This window comes from Pseudomonas sp. B424, from assembly GCF_055408345.1.
This window is the reverse complement of the sequence record NZ_JBUZTL010000003.1, coordinates 359,526-377,029: the sequence shown is the minus strand read 5'-3', so window position 1 is coordinate 377,029 and position 17,504 is coordinate 359,526. Positions and strand designations below refer to the sequence as shown.

Annotated in this window: 16 protein-coding genes; 13 read left to right on the top strand and 3 right to left on the bottom strand. The window is 57.7% G+C overall.

The window, feature by feature from the left end:
• Positions 1 to 68: 68 nt before the first annotated feature.
• The 11 genes from ACZRMS_RS06435 to ACZRMS_RS06385 all read left to right on the top strand — a co-directional run bounded on the left by ACZRMS_RS06435 (position 69) and on the right by ACZRMS_RS06385 (position 14,131).
• A complete protein-coding gene (locus ACZRMS_RS06435; RefSeq protein WP_463994602.1) occupies positions 69 to 2,819 on the top strand; it encodes an LPS-assembly protein LptD in 2,751 nt (916 codons plus the stop codon).
• Entirely contained in the window at positions 2,800 to 4,134 is a 1,335-nt protein-coding gene (gene surA / locus ACZRMS_RS06430; protein WP_463994601.1) for a peptidylprolyl isomerase SurA, read from the top strand. The genes ACZRMS_RS06435 and surA overlap by 20 nt, the downstream gene beginning before the upstream one ends.
• On the top strand, positions 4,131 to 5,120 hold the full coding sequence (pdxA, locus tag ACZRMS_RS06425; RefSeq protein ID WP_463994600.1) for a 4-hydroxythreonine-4-phosphate dehydrogenase PdxA: 990 nt from the start codon (positions 4,131 to 4,133) through the stop codon (positions 5,118 to 5,120). Before surA ends, pdxA begins: the two co-directional genes overlap by 4 nt.
• Entirely contained in the window at positions 5,117 to 5,935 is an 819-nt protein-coding gene (gene rsmA, locus ACZRMS_RS06420) for a 16S rRNA (adenine(1518)-N(6)/adenine(1519)-N(6))-dimethyltransferase RsmA (protein ID WP_463994599.1), read from the top strand. Before pdxA ends, rsmA begins: the two co-directional genes overlap by 4 nt.
• Before the next feature lie 123 nt (positions 5,936 to 6,058).
• Complete coding sequence (gene apaG, locus ACZRMS_RS06415) at positions 6,059 to 6,439, top strand: Co2+/Mg2+ efflux protein ApaG (protein ID WP_463994598.1); 381 nt, start codon at positions 6,059 to 6,061, stop codon at positions 6,437 to 6,439.
• Positions 6,439 to 7,320 carry a symmetrical bis(5'-nucleosyl)-tetraphosphatase gene (locus ACZRMS_RS06410; protein WP_463994597.1) on the top strand — a complete coding sequence of 294 codons (882 nt, stop codon included), beginning with the start codon at positions 6,439 to 6,441 and terminating at the stop codon, positions 7,318 to 7,320. The genes apaG and ACZRMS_RS06410 overlap by 1 nt, the downstream gene beginning before the upstream one ends.
• Before the next feature lie 32 nt (positions 7,321 to 7,352).
• Complete coding sequence (gene glpE / locus ACZRMS_RS06405; RefSeq protein ID WP_463994596.1) at positions 7,353 to 7,682, top strand: thiosulfate sulfurtransferase GlpE; 330 nt, start codon at positions 7,353 to 7,355, stop codon at positions 7,680 to 7,682.
• A 300-nt stretch (positions 7,683 to 7,982) separates the two neighbouring features.
• The gene (locus ACZRMS_RS06400) at positions 7,983 to 9,905 is read left to right on the top strand and encodes a PrkA family serine protein kinase (protein WP_048361122.1); all 1,923 of its coding nucleotides are present in this window, start codon (positions 7,983 to 7,985) and stop codon (positions 9,903 to 9,905) included.
• A gap of 101 nt (positions 9,906 to 10,006) precedes the next feature.
• Entirely contained in the window at positions 10,007 to 11,281 is a 1,275-nt protein-coding gene (locus ACZRMS_RS06395; RefSeq protein ID WP_463994595.1) for a YeaH/YhbH family protein, read from the top strand.
• A complete protein-coding gene (locus ACZRMS_RS06390; protein WP_463994594.1) occupies positions 11,278 to 12,840 on the top strand; it encodes a SpoVR family protein in 1,563 nt (520 codons plus the stop codon). Before ACZRMS_RS06395 ends, ACZRMS_RS06390 begins: the two co-directional genes overlap by 4 nt.
• 61 nt (positions 12,841 to 12,901) lie before the next feature.
• Entirely contained in the window at positions 12,902 to 14,131 is a 1,230-nt protein-coding gene (locus ACZRMS_RS06385) for a multifunctional CCA addition/repair protein (RefSeq protein ID WP_463994593.1), read from the top strand.
• Positions 14,132 to 14,200: 69 nt separating this feature from the next.
• On the opposite strand, the gene folK is transcribed toward ACZRMS_RS06385, so the two are convergent.
• Entirely contained in the window at positions 14,201 to 14,737 is a 537-nt protein-coding gene (folK, locus tag ACZRMS_RS06380; RefSeq protein ID WP_463994592.1) for a 2-amino-4-hydroxy-6-hydroxymethyldihydropteridine diphosphokinase, read from the bottom strand.
• Complete coding sequence (gene folB, locus ACZRMS_RS06375) at positions 14,728 to 15,081, bottom strand: dihydroneopterin aldolase (RefSeq protein ID WP_095031104.1); 354 nt, start codon at positions 15,079 to 15,081, stop codon at positions 14,728 to 14,730. Before folB ends, folK begins: the two co-directional genes overlap by 10 nt.
• A 74-nt stretch (positions 15,082 to 15,155) precedes the next feature.
• On the opposite strand from folB, the gene plsY reads away from it, so the two are divergent.
• Positions 15,156 to 15,725 carry a glycerol-3-phosphate 1-O-acyltransferase PlsY gene (gene plsY / locus ACZRMS_RS06370; protein ID WP_463994591.1) on the top strand — a complete coding sequence of 190 codons (570 nt, stop codon included), beginning with the start codon at positions 15,156 to 15,158 and terminating at the stop codon, positions 15,723 to 15,725.
• Positions 15,726 to 15,777: 52 nt separating this feature from the next.
• Here plsY and tsaD read toward each other — a convergent pair whose 3' ends face one another.
• Positions 15,778 to 16,803, bottom strand: a complete 1,026-nt coding sequence (tsaD, locus tag ACZRMS_RS06365; RefSeq protein ID WP_463994590.1) for a tRNA (adenosine(37)-N6)-threonylcarbamoyltransferase complex transferase subunit TsaD — start codon at positions 16,801 to 16,803, stop codon at positions 15,778 to 15,780.
• Between the two features lie 198 nt (positions 16,804 to 17,001).
• On the opposite strand from tsaD, the gene rpsU reads away from it, so the two are divergent.
• On the top strand, positions 17,002 to 17,217 hold the full coding sequence (gene rpsU / locus ACZRMS_RS06360) for a 30S ribosomal protein S21 (protein ID WP_002551877.1): 216 nt from the start codon (positions 17,002 to 17,004) through the stop codon (positions 17,215 to 17,217).
• Positions 17,218 to 17,504: the final 287 nt, after the last annotated feature.

Sequence of the window (17,504 nt, the reverse complement as noted above, 5' to 3'; positions counted from 1 at the left end):
CAGACCATCGATAGGCGTGCGGTCCCCCACCGCGGGCTGATGGCACGCAGGAAGCCCGGACTAATAAGATGGCATTGAAATCCCCCGCGTTTCGTAAAAAATTTCCGTTGCTGGTAACCGGCAGTTTGCTGGCCATGCAACCTCTAGCCACGCCGTTCGCTTTCGCTGAGGAGCAGTATGACTGTTCCGTGTCGGCTACGGGTGGCTGGGATTGCGCGCCAAAAACGAACGCCGCGCAACTGCCGCCGCGTCCGTCGCACGGTGACGCCTCGGTAGCCGCCAACGTCGAGACGGGCGAGCAGGCCGAGCGCACACCGCTGGTAACTGAAGCCAAAGGCCGTGGGCTCAAGGCGCGCAGTGACGACTACAGCCACCTCGACTGGGTGCCACGTGACAAGCTGACCGCAGCCCAACTGGCCGAAACCGGCCCGTATTGCGCCGGTTCATACGTAGAGCCCATCCGTCCGGGCATGAGCGACCCGACCAGCAAAAGCGACGCCCCGACCTTCGTCAGCGCCAAGGCCTCCCGCTACCAGCAGGAAGAGCAGCTCGCGACCTTGGCCGGTGACGTTGTTTTGCGTCAGGGCAGCATGCAGATCGAAGCCGACGAAGCCAGCCTGTACCAGGCTGAAAGCCGTGGCGAACTCAATGGCAAGGTTCGCCTGCGTGACAACGGTGCATTGATTGTCGGCGACCACGCCGATGTTCAGCTGGACACCGGTGCCGCCAAGGTCGACAACGCTGAATATGTTCTGCACAAGTCGCGTATTCGCGGCAGTGCGCTGTACGCCAAACGTGCCGAAGACGCGATCATCCGCCTCAAGGATGGTACCTACACCACGTGCGAACCGAACAGCAACGCCTGGCAACTCAAGGGCAACAACATCACGTTGAACCCGGCTACCGGTTTCGGTACAGCTACCAACGTGACGCTGCGGGTTAAAGACATCCCGATCTTCTATACCCCGTACATCTACTTCCCGATCGACGATCGCCGTCAGTCCGGTTTCCTGCCGCCGTCTTTCAGCAGCAGCACCGACACCGGCTTCATGCTCGTGACCCCGTACTACTTCAACCTGGCACCCAACTACGATGCCACGTTGTATCCGCGCTACATGACCAAGCGCGGCCTGTTGATGGAAGGCGAGTTCCGCTACCTGACCGAGTCCAGCGAGGGTCAGTTCGGTGCCGCATACCTCAACGACGACAACGACGATCGCAAGCGCCAGACCGACTACACCGACAAGCGCTACATGCTCAACTGGCAGCACAAGGGCGGTCTGGATTCCCGTGTACTGACCGAAGTCGACTACACCAAAATCAGCGACCCGTATTACTTCCAGGATCTGGAGAGTGATCAGATCGGCGTTGAAAGCCGTGACTTTCTGAACCAGCAAGGCGCAGTCAGCTACCGTGGCGACAACTACACTGCAAGGCTGAATGTGCAGGCCTATCAACTGGCTACCGTTACCCAGATCACGCCTTACGATAAGTTGCCGCAACTCACACTCAATGGTGTGCTGCCACAGCACCCGGAAGGTCTGAACTTCGCCTACAACACCGAGCTGGTTCGATTCGATCGCGATCTGGAAAACGGGCTTTTCTACGATCAAGACGGCCTGCCATCCAAGCGACTGGATACCAATGTTCAAGGCCTTGCCCGCGCCAACGGCACACGCATGAACCTGGCACCGAGTGTCAGCCTGCCGCTGAACTGGAGCTACGGCTTCCTGACGCCATCCCTCAAGTACATGTACACCCAGTACGATCTGGATCTGGATGGCAAGGGTAAAGGGGAACTTGCTGCCGGCGATAAATTCAACAGTTCGGTTAGCCGCAGCGTCCCAATCGCCAGCGTCGACAGCGGCCTGTATTTCGACCGCAACACCAACTGGTTCGGCACCGACTACCGCCAGACCCTCGAACCGCGCGCGTTCTACCTCTACGTGCCCGAGCGCAATCAGGATGACATCCCGATTTTCGACACCAGCGAGAGCACTTTCAGCTACTCCTCGCTGTGGCGTGACAACCGCTTTACCGGTACTGACCGCGTCGGCGACGAGAACAAGCTGTCGCTGGGCCTGACCAGCCGCCTGATCGAAGACAACGGCTTTGAACGTCAACGTATCAGCGTGGGCCAGGCTTACTACTTCAAGGACCGCAAGGTTCAGTTGCCTGGTATTGACGCAGACCGTAAGGACGCGACCTCCAACGTATCGCCCTATGCACTGGAATACGCCTATCGCTTCAATCGCGACTGGCGCGCAACGGCTGACTACAACTGGGACCCGGAAACCCGCAGCCCGCGTTCAGGCAGTGCGATGATGCACTACCAGCCTGAAGACAACCCGAACAAGGTGGTCAACGTCGGGTATCGCTATCGCAACGACCAGGTACGCTACGACCAGTACACCGGCAAGTGGACCGTGGGCGGCGGCGATTACCTGTCTCCAGGGCAGCCGGGCTACATCAAGGATTACTACAAGATCCAGCAGCACGACTTCTCGGTTATCTGGCCGATCGTGCCGCAGTGGAACGCCATCAGCCGCTGGCAGTACGACTACAACCGCAACCGTACCCTGGAAGCCTTCGGTGGCTTTGAGTACGACAACTGCTGCTGGAAGCTTCGTCTGATCAGCCGTTATTGGGTATCCAACGACGAGTACACCCAAGAAGCCCCTCAAAACGAGAAGGGCGACCATGGTCTCTTCCTCCAAGTTGTGCTGAAAGGTCTCGGTGGCGTTGTTGGCACCAAAGTAGAGAGCTTCCTCGACAAAGGCATCCAAGGTTATCGTGAACGTGAAGATCAAGCTTTCTGAGTGTCTGCGCCCGCTAATGCTGGGCGCGTTGTTCCTGGGGACTGCAGCAAGCGCTGCGGTACAGCCCCTGGATAAAGTGGTGGCCATCGTCGACAACGACGTGATCATGCAGAGCCAACTGGACCAGCGTGTCCACGAAGTTCAGCAAACCATCGCCAAGCGTGGTCAGGGCGTACCGCCTGCCAGCGTTCTGGATCAGCAGGTGCTTGAGCGCCTGATCGTCGAAAACCTGCAACTGCAGATCGGCGAGCGCTCCGGCATCCGTATCACGGATGAAGAGCTGAACCAGGCCATTGGCACCATTGCCCAGCGCAACAACATGACCATCGAGCAGTTCCGTCAGGCCCTGGCCCACGACGGTCTGTCTTATGAAGATGCCCGCGAGCAGGTTCGTCGCGAGATGATCATCAGCCGCGTGCGTCAACGCCGCGTGGCTGAGCGCATTCAGGTCACGGATCAGGAAGTGAAGAACTTCCTGGCATCCGACCTGGGCAAAATGCAAATGTCCGAAGAATTCAATCTGGCCAATATCCTGATTCCAACGCCTGAAAGCGCGAATTCGGAAGCCATCCAGAACGCTGCCAAGCAAGCTGAAGAGGTCTACAACAAGCTCAAGCAAGGCGCGGACTTCGGGCAAATGGCTATCGCTCGCTCCGGCAGCGACACGGCACTGGAAGGCGGCGACATGGGCTGGCGTAAAGCTGCTCAACTGCCACCTCCTTTCGACCGCATGCTCAGCGAGATGCCTGTGGGTGACGTTACACCTCCGGTGCGCACGCCTGGTGGCTTCATCATTCTCAAACTCAACGCAAAACGCGGCGGCGGGTCGGTGGTGGTGGACGAAGTTCATGTTCGCCATATCCTGATCAAGCCAAGCGAAATTCGCAGCGAAGCGCAGACCAAAGAGCTGGCAGCCAAAATCTACGACCGCATCACGTCGGGCGAAGACTTCGCTACCCTGGCCAAAACCTACTCGGAAGACCCGGGTTCCGCCCTTAACGGCGGCGACCTGAACTGGGTTGACCCGAACTCTCTGGTACCCGAGTTCCGTGAAGCGATGGCCGATACCCCGCAAGGCGTTCTGTCCAAGCCGTTCAAGACCCAATACGGCTGGCATGTCCTGGAAGTCCTTGGCCGTCGCGCCACTGACAGCACCACCCAGGCCCGCGAGCAGCAGGCAATGAACGCATTGCGTAACCGCAAGTACGATGAAGAGCTGCAAACCTGGTTGCGTCAGATCCGCGACGAAGCCTATGTTGAAATCAAACTTCCTGGCGCTAACTCGACAGAAAGCGCAGATCAGGCCACGCAGTGAAAACACAGCGTTTTGCACTGACACCCGGCGAACCGGCAGGTATAGGTCCAGACCTGTGCCTGTTGCTCGCTTCGCAACGCCAGCCGCACCCCCTGATTGCCATCACCAGCCGTGACCTGCTCCTTGAGCGGGCCACGCAGCTCGGTGTGGCTGTCAGCCTGCTGCCGGTCGGGCCGGGCAACTGGCCTGAACAACCGGCACCGGCGGGCAGTTTGTACGTGTGGGATACCTCCCTGAACGCCCCGGTCACCGCCGGCACACTGGATAAGGCCAATGCAGCATTCGTACTGCAGACCCTTACCCGTGCCGCGCAAGGCTGCCTGGATGGCGATTTCGCGGGCATGATCACCGCCCCGGTACACAAAGGGGTGATCAACGAAGCAGGCATCCCGTTTTCCGGACATACCGAATTCCTCGCTGACCTGACCCATACCGGGCAAGTGGTCATGATGCTTGCCACACGCGGACTGCGCGTGGCACTGGTCACCACTCACCTGCCACTGCGCCAGGTCGCCGACGCAATAACCCCCGAGCGACTGATGCGGGTTACCCGCATCCTGCACGCCGACCTGCAACAAAAATTCGGCATCGCCCAACCGCGAATCCTGGTGTGCGGGCTCAACCCCCATGCCGGTGAAGGCGGTCATTTGGGCCATGAAGAAATCGATATCATCGAACCAACCCTGGAGCTTCTGCGCAGCGAGGGCATGGACCTGCGTGGCCCGCTGCCTGCCGACACTCTGTTTACCCCCAAATATCTGGAACACTGCGACGCAGTGCTGGCGATGTACCACGACCAAGGCCTGCCCGTACTGAAGTACAAGGGGTTTGGTGCCGCAGTCAACATCACCCTGGGTTTACCGATTATCCGTACCTCTGTCGACCATGGCACCGCCCTGGATCTGGCAGGTAGTGGCAAGATCGATACCGGCAGCCTGCAAGTCGCCCTGGAAACCGCCTACCAGATGGCCGAGACCCGTATATGAACGAGCAATACCAACACAAGGCGCGCAAGCGCTTTGGCCAAAACTTCCTGCACGATGCTGGCGTTATCGACCGCATCCTGCGCGCCATCCACGCCAAGGCTGACGATCGCCTGCTGGAAATCGGCCCGGGCCAGGGCGCCCTGACCGAAGGCATTCTTAACAGCGGTGGCCAGCTTGACGTCGTGGAACTCGACAAAGACCTGATCCCGATCCTCAACCGTCAATTCGCGGGGATGAGCAACTTCACCCTGCACCAAGGTGATGCGCTGAAGTTCGACTTCAAAAGCCTCAACGCGGCCCCCCGCACCCTGCGCGTCGTCGGTAACCTGCCGTACAACATCTCCACCCCGCTGATTTTTCACCTTCTGAAAAACGCAGACCTGATCCGCGACATGCACTTCATGCTGCAAAAAGAAGTGGTCCAGCGCATGGCCGCCGGGCCTGGCGGTGGCGACTGGGGGCGTCTGTCGATCATGGTTCAGTACCACTGCCGTGTCGAACACCTGTTCAACGTTGGTCCCGGTGCATTCAACCCACCGCCAAAAGTTGATTCAGCGATTGTCCGCCTGGTGCCGCACGAAGTGTTGCCCCACCCTGCCAAAGACCATCGCCTGCTTGAGCGCGTGGTTCGCGAAGCCTTCAACCAGCGTCGCAAAACCTTGCGCAACACCCTGAAAGCCTTGCTCAGCAACGATGAAATCGAAGCCGCCGGCGTCGATGGCAGCAAACGCCCGGAGCAACTCGACCTGGCCGCCTTTGTGCGCCTGGCCGACAAACTCGGCGAACAACCTGTCGTAGCGCCCGTTGCCGACTGATTGCTGAGAAAAAACGGGACCTGGGTCAGACACCACGTCTGGCCTAGTACCCGTGACTTGGCCTAGACTCAGGCATCAGTTTTATCCCGAACTGTGTCTTCGCTTTCACGTAAGGCCTCTCGCATGCACGATCCCCGCTATCTGGTCGACGTCAGCGTCGTCACGCGTTACCTGCCAGAACAATCACAGCCCGAACATCAGCGCTTCGCCTTTGCGTATACCATCACGGTGCGCAACAACGGCTCGGTCCCCGCGAAGCTGTTGTCCCGGCACTGGGTAATTACCGACGGCGATGGTCATGTTGAAGAAGTCCGTGGTGCCGGCGTTGTAGGGCTACAGCCCAAGATCGAACCCGGCAGCGAACACTCCTACAGCAGCGGCTCGGTCATCACCACCCAGGTCGGCACCATGCAAGGCAGCTACCTGATGCATGCTGACGACGGCCACGAGTTCAAAGCCACCATTGCGCCCTTCCGCCTTGCGGTGCCCGGAGCCCTGCACTGATGGCGGTGTACGCCGTTGGTGACCTGCAAGGCTGCCTGCAGCCACTCGAACGCCTGCTGGCACGTGTCGCGTTCGACCCCGCCAAAGACAAACTCTGGCTGGTGGGTGACCTGGTCAACCGTGGCCCGCAATCGCTGGAAACCCTGCGTTTTTTGTACCGCATGCGTGAATCACTGGTGTGCGTGCTGGGCAACCATGACCTGCACTTGCTGGCCGTGGGCCATAACATCGAACGCCTTAAAAAAGGCGACACGCTGCGCGAAATCCTCCAGGCCCCCGATTGCGATGAACTACTGGCCTGGTTACGCCAGCAGTCGCTGCTGCACTATGATGCCGAGCGCAACATCGCACTGGTGCATGCCGGAATACCACCGCAGTGGACACTGAAAAAAGCCCTCAAATGCGCCAGCGAAGTTGAACAGGCCCTGCGCGATGACAACCTCATCGGGCCTTATCTCGACGGCATGTACGGCAACGACCCTGCCAAGTGGGACAATGACCTCACTGGCGTCACCCGCTTGCGGGTTATTACCAACTATTTCACCCGTATGCGTTTTTGTACCCGAGAAGGCAAACTCGACCTCAAAAGCAAAGAGGGTGTCGGTAGCGCACCACCCGGCTACGCGCCGTGGTTCAGTTACAAAGAACGCAAAACCCAAGGCCTCAAGATCATCTTTGGGCATTGGGCGGCGCTGGAAGGCAACTGCAAGGAGCCAGGCATCTTCGCGCTCGATACCGGCTGCGTTTGGGGCGGGGCCATGACCCTGCTCAATGTCGACACCGGCCAGCGCCTGAGCTGCGACTGTGACGAACCAGGCTTTGCGGCCCCCTCCGTAGCCCCGCAAACCGACTCACCTTCCCACCCCTTGGGCGCCTGCTAACCGCGCCCGCTGTCAGGCCACAGGAATATCCAATGACCGAATTCAAACGTATCCCGCCCGAACAGGCCCAGGCCTTGCGCGAAAAAGGCGCCGTCGTGGTTGATGTGCGCGACCCGCAGGCCTTCGCTGCCAGCCACATCAGCGGGGCGAAGCATCTGGACAACCACTCGCTGCATGATTTCATCACCAATGCCGACCTTGACGCGCCCCTGATTGTTGCCTGCTACCACGGCAACTCCAGCCAAAGCGCTGCGGCGTACCTGGTAAGCCAGGGTTTTAGCGAGGTCTACAGCCTCGATGGCGGCTTCGAGCTATGGCGTGCGACTTATCCGGACGAAACGGCCCAGAGCACTGCCGAATAATTTTTTTATCAGCGCCCAGCCCGCGTGATCATTGGGCTGGCGCCCTACCTGACCAACGGTCAGGGGTAACAAATCACGCATCTCGCCTTGACCTCCCTGATTACCAACTATCCTTTACCTCAGGCCATCCAAATCTGGGGAGAGCCGGTACACCGGCGAATGGATCATCGGTAGTAACTTCAAGGGCTTAGCCACCTTGATGGTGTCCTGGGGGGTACACAGCAGCTGAAATGCTGCTGCATGCCAGCACTCGAACTGACCGATCTATCGCCGACTCCACGTATCGAGCGAGGTGACGTCATGAGTATTTTTAGCCACTTCCAACAACGCTTTGAGTCCACACGCCAGGAAGAGCTCACGCTTCAGGAATATCTTGAACTGTGCAAGCAAGACAAAAGCACGTATGCCTCTGCTGCTGAAAGGCTGTTGCTGGCCATTGGTGAACCGGAACTGCTGGACACCTCTAACGACTCACGACTGTCACGAATTTTCTCCAACAAAGTGATTCGTCGTTATCCGGCCTTTGAAGACTTCCACGGAATGGAAGAATGCATCGACCAGATCGTCTCCTACTTCCGCCATGCCGCACAGGGCCTGGAAGAGAAGAAGCAAATCCTCTACCTTCTCGGCCCGGTCGGTGGCGGCAAGTCATCGCTTGCCGAAAAACTGAAGCAACTGATCGAGAAAGTGCCCTTCTATGCGATCAAGGGTTCTCCTGTTTTCGAGTCACCTCTGGGGCTGTTCAACGCCACCGAAGATGGCGCGATCCTGGAAGAAGACTTCGGCATTCCTAAACGCTATCTGAGCACCATCATGTCGCCATGGGCTACCAAGCGACTGGCCGAATTCGGTGGCGACATCAGCCAGTTCCGCGTGGTCAAGCTCTACCCCTCTATCCTCAATCAGATCGCAGTGGCCAAGACTGAGCCGGGGGATGAGAACAACCAGGATATTTCGGCACTGGTGGGCAAGGTCGATATCCGAAAACTTGAAGAATTCCCGCAGAACGACGCCGACGCCTACAGCTACTCCGGTGCGCTGTGCCGGTCCAACCAGGGCCTGATGGAATTCGTGGAGATGTTCAAGGCGCCGATCAAGGTGCTGCACCCACTGCTGACCGCCACTCAAGAGGGCAACTACAACAGTACCGAAGGCCTGGGCGCGATTCCGTTCACGGGCATCCTGCTGGCCCACTCCAACGAATCGGAGTGGCACACCTTCCGTAACAACAAGAACAACGAAGCGTTTATCGACCGGATCTACATCGTCAAAGTACCGTACTGCCTGCGGGTCAGCGACGAAGTGAAGATCTACGACAAACTGCTGTTCAACAGTTCGCTGGCCAAGGCCCATTGCGCACCCGACACCCTGAAAATGCTGGCCCAGTTCACCGTGCTCTCACGCCTCAAAGAACCGGAAAACTCCAACATTTACTCCAAAATGCGGGTCTACGACGGCGAGAACCTCAAGGACACCGATCCGAAGGCCAAATCCATTCAGGAATACCGCGATAACGCTGGCGTCGACGAAGGCATGAACGGCCTTTCGACCCGCTTCGCATTCAAGATTCTGTCCAAGGTGTTCAACTTCGACCCGCATGAAATTGCCGCCAACCCGGTTCACTTGCTCTATGTGCTCGAACAGCAGATCGAACAGGAACAGTTCCAGGCCGAGACTCGCGAGCGCTACCTGCGATTCCTCAAAGAGTACCTGGCACCGCGCTATATCGAGTTTATCGGCAAGGAAATCCAGACCGCTTACCTGGAGTCCTACAGCGAGTACGGACAAAACATCTTCGACCGCTACGTGCTCTACGCCGACTTCTGGATTCAGGATCAGGAGTATCGCGACCCGGAAACCGGCGAAATTCTCAACCGCGTGGCCCTCAACGAGGAACTGGAGAAGATCGAAAAACCGGCAGGCATCAGCAACCCGAAAGATTTCCGCAACGAAATCGTCAACTTCGTGCTGCGCGCCCGGGCCAACAACAACGGCAAAAACCCGACCTGGCTCAGCTACGAGAAGCTGCGTGTGGTGATCGAGAAGAAAATGTTCTCCAACACCGAAGATCTGCTGCCGGTTATCAGCTTCAACGCCAAGGCGAGCAAAGAAGACCAGCAGAAGCACAACGACTTTGTTACTCGAATGGTCGAACGTGGCTACACCGACAAACAAGTACGCCTGCTCTCCGAGTGGTACCTGCGGGTCCGCAAATCGCAGTGAGGTAGCTGTAAGCCTCAAGCCTCAAGCTGCAAGGCAAAGCATGCCCAATTGCTTCGACTTGCAGCTTGCAGCTCACAACTTGAAGCTGCCCGGAGGGCCTAATGAGCTATGTGATCGACCGACGTCTCAATGGCAAGAACAAGAGCACGGTAAACCGTCAGCGTTTTCTGCGGCGTTACCGTGACCACATCAAAAAGGCCGTAGAAGAGGCCGTGGGCCGCCGCTCCATTACGGATATGGAGCATGGCGAGCAAATCAGCATCCCTGGCCGCGATATCGATGAGCCGGTGTTGCATCATGGGCGCGGCGGCAAGCAGACAGTGGTTCACCCCGGCAACAAGGAATTCACAAGCGGCGAACATATCCCCCGCCCGCAAGGCGGAGCGGGAGGCGGTGGCGGGCCCGGCAAGGCAGGTAACTCCGGCGAAGGCATGGATGAGTTCGTCTTCCAGATAACCCAGGAAGAGTTCCTCGAATTCATGTTCGAAGACCTCGAACTGCCCAACCTGGTCAAACGTAACCTCACCGGCACCGACACCTTTAAAACCGTGCGCGCCGGTATCAGCAACGAGGGCAACCCGTCCCGCATCAACATCATTCGCACCCTGCGCTCAGCCCACGCACGTCGTATTGCCCTGTCCGGCAGCAGCCGGGCAAAGCTCCGGGAAGCCAAAGCCGAACTGGAGCGGCTTAAACGCGAAGAGCCGGACAACTTCGGCGATATCAAAGCCATCGAGGCCGAAATCGAGAAACTCAGCGCACGTATTCACCGCGTGCCGTTCCTCGACACCTTTGATCTCAAATACAACCTGCTGGTCAAACAGCCCAACCCCAGTTCTAAGGCCGTGATGTTCTGCCTGATGGACGTTTCTGGCTCCATGACCCAAGCCACGAAGGACATTGCCAAACGCTTTTTCATCTTGCTGTACCTGTTCCTGAAGCGGAACTACGACAAGATTGACGTAGTTTTCATTCGCCATCACACCAGCGCCCGCGAGGTCGATGAAGAAGAGTTTTTCTATTCCAGAGAAACCGGCGGCACCATTGTTTCCAGCGCACTAAAGCTGATGCAGGAGATCATGGCCGAGCGCTACCCCACCAACGAGTGGAATATCTACGCCGCGCAAGCCTCTGACGGGGATAACTGGAACGACGACTCACCCATTTGCCGCGACATTCTGATCAACCAGATCATGCCATTCGTGCAGTACTTCACTTATGTTGAAATTACACCACGAGAACATCAGGCGCTCTGGTACGAATACGAACGCATCAGCGAGGCATTTCCCGACACCTTCGCACAGCAGCAACTGGTCTCGGCCGGCGATATTTATCCGGTCTTCCGTGAACTCTTCCAGCGCAGGTTAGTGACATGACCGCCAAAGAGAATAAACGCCACCCCATCTCCACTGGCTCAGAGTGGACCTTTGACCTTATCCAGGCTTACGACCGCGAAATCGGCCGCCTGGCGGCACGCTACGCGCTCGACACTTATCCCAATCAGATCGAGGTCATCACCGCAGAGCAAATGATGGACGCCTACGCCTCCGTAGGCATGCCACTGGGTTATCACCACTGGTCCTATGGCAAGCACTTCTTAAGCACCGAGAAATCCTACAGTCGTGGTCAGATGGGGCTGGCATACGAAATCGTCATCAACTCTGACCCGTGCATTGCTTATCTGATGGAAGAAAACACCATCTGCATGCAAGCACTGGTGGTGGCCCATGCCTGCTATGGCCATAACAGTTTCTTCAAGGGCAACTACCTGTTTCGCACCTGGACCGACGCCAGTTCGATCATCGACTACCTGGTGTTTGCCAAGCAGTACATCATGCAGTGTGAAGAGCGCCACGGTATCGACGCCGTTGAAGACCTGCTCGACTCGTGCCATGCCCTGATGAACTACGGTGTAGACCGTTACAAACGGCCCGATCCGATTTCAGCCGAAGAGGAGCGCCGCCGGCAAAAAGAGCGCGAGGAGCACCTGCAGAAACAGATCAACGATCTGTGGCGCACCATCCCCAAGAACGCAGACAAACTCAGCGAAAAGGACAACGCACGCTTCCCCGATGAGCCTCAGGAAAACATCCTGTATTTCATAGAAAAACATGCGCCGCTACTGGAGCCCTGGCAGCGCGAAATCGTACGCATCGTGCGCAAGATAGCGCAGTACTTTTACCCACAACGGCAAACACAAGTGATGAACGAGGGGTGGGCCACGTTCTGGCACTACACCCTGATGAACGACCTCTACGACGAAGGCCTGGTGACCGAGGGCTTTATGATGGAGTTCCTCATCTCCCACACCAGCGTGGTATTCCAGCCAGGCTTTGACAGCCCTTACTACAGCGGGATCAACCCCTACGCACTGGGGTTTGCGATGTATTGCGATATCCGGCGCATCTGCGAGCACCCTACCGATGAAGATCGCTACTGGTTCCCGGACCTGGCTGGCAGCGACTGGCTATCGAGCATCAAGTTCGCCATGAGCAGCTTCAAGGACGAGAGTTTTATTCTGCAATATCTGTCCCCCAAGGTGATCCGCGACCTGAAACTGTTCAGCATCATGGACGACGATCAAAAAGACGACTTGCTGGTACCCGCCATTCACGACGAAAACGGCTACCGCATCATTCGTGAAACCCTGGCAGCACAGTACAACCTGGGCAATCGTGAACCCAACGTTCAAATCTGGAGCATCGACCGCCGTGGCGACCGCTCGCTCACCCTGCGCCACCAGCAACATGACCGCAAACCGTTGGGAGACTCAACCGATGAAGTCCTCAAGCACCTGCACCGCTTGTGGGGGTTCGACATCCATCTAGAAACATTACAGGGCGACCAGATAGTAAAAGTCCATCACGTGCCACCAAAAGGTGATCACGGCGATACTGACCGCGGACGTCTGGACATGAATGCCATTCACCTGTAGCACACGCAGCCTCCGTTAACGCGACACAAGCGTTATCCTGTCGCGCTAACGGAGGTTTTTTATGCAGATATATAAAGTTGGCGGTGCTGTACGTGATCGCCTGCTGGGCAAGCCTGTAACCGACATTGACTGGGTGGTTGTCGGCGCAACGGCCGAACAAATGCAGGAAAAGGGATTCCGCCCCGTAGGCTCGGACTTCCCGGTATTTCTTCACCCAAAAACCGGTGACGAATATGCGCTGGCACGGACCGAGCGCAAAAGCGGCCATGGTTATGGCGGATTTATTTTTCATGCCAGCCCCGATGTCACTCTCGAAGAAGACCTGATCCGCCGCGACTTGACCATCAATGCGATGGCGGAGGACGAGACCGGTAATATCACGGACCCCTACCACGGCCAACGTGACCTTGAAGCCCGTATACTACGCCACGTTTCCCCCGCGTTCGCCGAAGATCCCCTACGAGTTCTACGTGTAGCCCGATTCGCTGCGCGCTACGCAGGCCTCGGCTTCAGCATCGCTCCCGAAACTCTGGAACTGATGCGCCAACTGTCCAGATCCGGCGAACTGCAAGCCCTGACCCCGGAGCGCTGCTGGAAAGAAATTTCCCGCGCTCTGATGGAAGACCACCCCCAGGTTTTTATTGAAGTGCTGCGCAGTTGCGACGCTCTTGAAGTATTGCTGCCCGAAGTGAATGCCCTGTTTGGCGTACCGCAGCCCCCTGCACATCACCCGGAAATCGACAGCGGGATACACACCCTCAGCGTGCTGGAGCAGTCAGCCCTGCACAAGCTTCCTCTGACCGTCCGCTGGGCCTGCTTGCTGCACGACCTGGGCAAGGGACTTACACCGGAGACAGACTGGCCAAGACACATTGCCCACGAGCACAAAGGGCTGCGCCTGATCAAAGCGGTCAATGAACGGTACAAAGTACCAAGAGATTGTCAGGAGCTGGCCTTATTGGTGGGCGAATATCACACTCACGCCCATCGCGCCCTTGAGCTAAAGGCTTCGACACTACTGGAGTTACTGCAACGTTTTGACGTGTACCGTCGACCGCAGCGGTTCGAGGAATTTATCGTCGCCTGCGAGATGGACGCCAGAGGACGCCTGGGCCTGGAAAACCGCCCATATCCACAGGCCGACTACTTGCGGGGAGCGGCCCTGGCGGCCTTGGCAGTTGCCGTCCAACCGCTGCTGGAACGGGGCTTTAAAGGCCCTGAGTTGGGCGAGGCCCTGAAACACGAACGGCTCAAGGCACTGCAGGCCTACAAGGACGCGGCCAGGTCATGAGTCACTTGTGGGAGCTGGCAGCCAACTCCCACAAGGCTTGCCTGTCACTAGCACTCAATCCTGCCGAAATCAGTGCGACTGACCTGGCGGAAGCATCTCCAAGGGCGTCAACTGCTCACCGCGCCATTCAAACGCAGCAGGTACGAGCACTTGATCTATCTGTGCTTCAGCCCACAGCTGAGAAAGGGTTTTACCCACTTCCGGATGCTGCTTGTCCGGCGCTATCAACGACAGCGGCCACAACACAAACGCATTCTTGAGAATTTCCGCGCGAGGCAAGATCAGGCCATCAAAGTTGCCGACTAAATCGCCGTAAAACAACACGTCGATATCCAGCGGCAAACCTTTACGATCCTGGGCATAACGTCCGTTATCAGCTTCGATCACCTTCAAACGGCGACTCAATTCAGCCAACGGCAAATCCGTATTGGCCGACACCACGAGATTAAAAAAGGGCCCGCTTTTGATGCCTACGGGCTGGCTTTCAAACACCGCCGAACAGCGTATATCGAGCAAGAAACCAGCCAGAGCTTCCAGCCCGGCCTGCAAATGCTTTTCGCGCTCGACATTGCTGCCCAGCCCGAGATAAACCTGAGTTAGCGACATCCGCGCTCAATCTCCACACCCACCCCAGTGGCCGCCGCTACGGCGCCGGGCTTGGTCAGCTTGAGGTGAAGCCAGGGAATATTGAACTCGCTCATCAACACTTCAGCCAGTCGCTCCGCAAAGGTTTCTACCAGCTGAAACTGAGCCTGCTCGGCAAATGCCTGAATTCGCGACGACACACTCGCGTAATCCAGCGCTAGCGTCAGGTCATCGCCTGCAGCAGCAGGACGGTTGTCCCACGCAAAACTCAGATCAAGTCGCAGGCACTGGCGGATGCCACGTTCCCAGTCATAAGCACCGATTACGGTGTCAACTTCCAGGCCTTCGATAAACACTCTGTCCAAGCACTCTTCTCCGCAGCACGACAAGGGCGCAATGCGCCGTTAGAATCAGGGCGTCCTCGCCCGGAATAGTTAGCATGTTTTGGTTACTGGCGATCCTCGCCTACCTGCTTGGCTCTCTGTCCTTTGCCATTTTGCTCAGCCGCCTGACGGGTAACCCCGACCCGCGAATGAGTGGCTCCGGCAATGCCGGCGCAACCAACATGTTGCGCCTGACCGGCAAAAAACTCGCCATCCTGACGCTACTCGGCGATCTGTGCAAAGGCCTGTTGCCAGTACTGCTGGCCAGACAGCTCGACTTCGGGCTCCAGGACCAGGCCTGGACAGGCACCTGCGCCGTTGTCGGCCACATGTACCCGCTGTACTTCCGCTTTCGGGGCGGAAAAGGCGTTGCCACTGCCGCCGGCATGCTACTGGGGCTTTACCCTCCGGCAGCACTACTGGCCGTTGCCACCTGGCTGCTGACCTTCCAGCTGACCCGTACCAGCTCACTGGCGGCACTGATTGCCACACCACTGACCCTGCCACTGCTCGCCTGGCAAGAACCAGCCGCCTTGCTGCCCATGAGCGCCCTGACGGCGCTGATCGTATGGCGACACCGGCGTAATTTACGCGACCTGATGGCCGGGCGCGAACGGCATTTCTGAATTGAGCGAATGAAAAACACTCACGTTCAGTCTGACATTCACACCCCGACCCTTACAGCGGCTTCAACTGCTCCATCGGCCAGCGTGCCTGCACGCTAATGGCCAAGGTTTCATGCTGGCCCGCCTGTAAACGCTGACAGCCGGCAAACGCAATCATCGCGCCATTGTCGGTGCAAAACTCCGGCCGGGCGTAGTAGACATTGCCATTCATCTCGCCAAGCATTTTTTCAAGCGAGACACGCAACGCCTTGTTGGCACTGACCCCTCCCGCAATCACCAGCCGCTTCATGCCCGCATGCTTCAAGGCACGCTTGCACTTGATGGTCAGCGTCTCGACCACCGCCTGCTGGAACGCCAGCGAAATATCGCAACGGGTTTGCTCGGTATCGTCACCCTGCGCCACACAACGCTGCCACGTGTTCAAGGCAAAGGTTTTAAGGCCACTGAAGCTAAACTGCAGGCCCGGGCGATCGGTCATGGGTCGAGGGAACACAAAACGCCCAGCAACGCCCTGAGCGGCCAGTCGCGCGATCTCGGGACCACCTGGATAGTTGAGCCCCATCATCTTCGCCGTCTTGTCGAAAGCTTCACCGGCAGCATCATCCAGGGTCTCGCCCAGCAACTCGTACTGGCCAATGCCATCAACACGAACCAGCTGCGTATGACCGCCCGACACCAACAAAGCGACGAACGGAAATTCCGGCGGTTGTTCTTCCAGCATCGGGGCCAGCAAATGCCCCTCCATATGATGCACACCCAGGGCCGGAATGCCCCAGGCAAATGCCAGCGCCTGGGCGCAAGAGGCCCCAACCAGCAGGGCTCCAACCAATCCAGGGCCTGCCGTATAGGCAATTGCGTCAATCTCCGTAGGCACACAGTCAGCCTCAGCCAACACCTGACGAATCAAGGGCAGCATGCGCTTGACGTGATCCCTTGAAGCCAGCTCCGGAACCACACCGCCATAAGCGCGGTGAAGGTCGATCTGACTGAACAGTGCATCGGCCAAAAGCCCGCGTTCACTGTCGTATAGCGCGACGCCGGTTTCGTCGCAGGAGGTTTCTAATCCCAGTACTAGCATGGGTTTACGCCTTGTAGAGGCTAGATTCGAAGGCGCGCATAATAGTCGCCACTCCCGCCCCCGGCCAGCGGTTTTCGATCAGAGGCTTTGCATTCCGGGCGATGAGGGGTTAACATCCGCAACCCTTAAAAACCGACGTCTTCCAACGCGATTTTGCCTTGAGACGTTGACCCCGGTAATGAATGAAGGTAGCTCTGGATGCCAGCCGTCAAAGTAAAAGAGAACGAACCCTTCGACGTAGCTCTGCGTCGTTTCAAGCGCTCCTGCGAAAAAGCCGGTGTTCTGGCTGAAGTTCGCAGCCGCGAATTTTACGAGAAGCCGACTTCTGAGCGTAAGCGTAAAGCAGCAGCTGCTGTTAAGCGTCACGCGAAGAAAGTTCAGCGCGAGCAGCGCCGCGCCGTTCGTCTGTACTAATACACAGACGTTCGTTGCAAGCTTCTGCCAAGCCCGGCCTAAAGCCGGGCCGTAGGCAGTTGCAGCAAGTTACATGCTTTATCGTCAAGGCCGCAGACGCGACCGCGACAAGCGTTACATCACGTCAGACCTGGCCTAATAGCCAGCAGTGCACGTCTTTACTGACGAGCCTTCCAAGGCTACCGACGAGCACACCTCTCTGATTTTCCCAAAGACGATCAGCCCAAGGCACCTCTCCAGTGCCTGCTTATGAGCTATCCGAGACCAGCCATTGGTCAGTGCCGGAC

Coding starts and splice junctions, on each gene's coding strand:
- ACZRMS_RS06435 (WP_463994602.1), top strand. CDS start 69: ATGGCATTGAAATCCCCCGCGTTTCGTAAAAAATTTCCGTTGCTGGTA.
- rsmA (WP_463994599.1), top strand. CDS start 5,117: ATGAACGAGCAATACCAACACAAGGCGCGCAAGCGCTTTGGCCAAAAC.
- apaG (WP_463994598.1), top strand. CDS start 6,059: ATGCACGATCCCCGCTATCTGGTCGACGTCAGCGTCGTCACGCGTTAC.
- ACZRMS_RS06410 (WP_463994597.1), top strand. CDS start 6,439: ATGGCGGTGTACGCCGTTGGTGACCTGCAAGGCTGCCTGCAGCCACTC.
- glpE (WP_463994596.1), top strand. CDS start 7,353: ATGACCGAATTCAAACGTATCCCGCCCGAACAGGCCCAGGCCTTGCGC.
- ACZRMS_RS06400 (WP_048361122.1), top strand. CDS start 7,983: ATGAGTATTTTTAGCCACTTCCAACAACGCTTTGAGTCCACACGCCAG.
- ACZRMS_RS06395 (WP_463994595.1), top strand. CDS start 10,007: ATGAGCTATGTGATCGACCGACGTCTCAATGGCAAGAACAAGAGCACG.
- ACZRMS_RS06390 (WP_463994594.1), top strand. CDS start 11,278: ATGACCGCCAAAGAGAATAAACGCCACCCCATCTCCACTGGCTCAGAG.
- ACZRMS_RS06385 (WP_463994593.1), top strand. CDS start 12,902: ATGCAGATATATAAAGTTGGCGGTGCTGTACGTGATCGCCTGCTGGGC.
- folK (WP_463994592.1), bottom strand. CDS start 14,737: ATGTCGCTAACTCAGGTTTATCTCGGGCTGGGCAGCAATGTCGAGCGC.
- plsY (WP_463994591.1), top strand. CDS start 15,156: ATGTTTTGGTTACTGGCGATCCTCGCCTACCTGCTTGGCTCTCTGTCC.
- tsaD (WP_463994590.1), bottom strand. CDS start 16,803: ATGCTAGTACTGGGATTAGAAACCTCCTGCGACGAAACCGGCGTCGCG.
- rpsU (WP_002551877.1), top strand. CDS start 17,002: ATGCCAGCCGTCAAAGTAAAAGAGAACGAACCCTTCGACGTAGCTCTG.